Below are 794 nucleotides of genomic sequence, written 5' to 3' on the forward strand. Positions count from 1 at the left end.
TGTAAGCTTCCCTAGATTAGAACTGCTTAATTTTCCAAAACTTGTTTAAAATTATTGTTTTTCATTCTATTGGGGCTAGCCCCAATAGAATGAAGCTTTGCGTATTGCACCGGTGATATTTTACCCAGTGAATCATGAGGGCGATAGTTATTGTAATCGTCCATCCATATTTGAGTTTGGGCCCTTACCTGATCAATATTTTCAAAAATATATTTATTAAGGACTCCTCTGCGGTAGGAACCATTAAAACGTTCTACAAAAGCATTTTGTGTAGGTTTGCCCGGTTGTATGTATTTAAAATCAATACCATGCATTTTACTCCATTCAGCCGTAAGGTGTGCTATGAACTCTGGACCGTTATCCATTCTGATTCTGCTAGGTTTTCCCCGGCGGTTGATCAGGTGATTGAGTACCCAGACTACCCGATTACTGGTTAAAGAAAAGTCTACTTCAATATGCAGTGCCTCCCGGTTAAAATCATCAATCACATTAAAAGATCTAAAACGCCTCTTATTTTCAAGGACATCACTTACAAAATCAATACTCCAGGTATCGTTTAATTCTTCAGGAACCTCCAAAGGCTCCTCTATACGCGGCGGCAGACGTTTTTTAGATTTTCTCCTTAAAGGAAGACCTAAAGATACATATACGCGATGTACCCGCTTGTGGTTCCAAGGCTTTCCCTCATTACGGATTCGCCAATAGGCTTTCCAAAACCCTTCCTCTGAATGCTGTTGCGCCTTTTTCCTGAGAGCTTTCTCTATAGGGGTATCATCCTTAGGTAAGGGTTTATA

1 protein-coding gene is annotated in these 794 nt (G+C 40.1%); it reads right to left on the bottom strand.

All coding sequences use genetic code 11. The features are described 5' to 3' along the window. Positions 1-26: 26 nt before the first annotated feature. Positions 27-794: IS3 family transposase (locus LLW17_RS18820; RefSeq protein ID WP_228231838.1), on the bottom strand; the 768-nt coding region annotated here is incomplete at its 5' end.

Origin of the sequence: Leeuwenhoekiella parthenopeia (genome assembly GCF_020782115.1) — a bacterium.
Classification (GTDB): Bacteria; Bacteroidota; Bacteroidia; order Flavobacteriales; family Flavobacteriaceae; genus Leeuwenhoekiella; species Leeuwenhoekiella parthenopeia.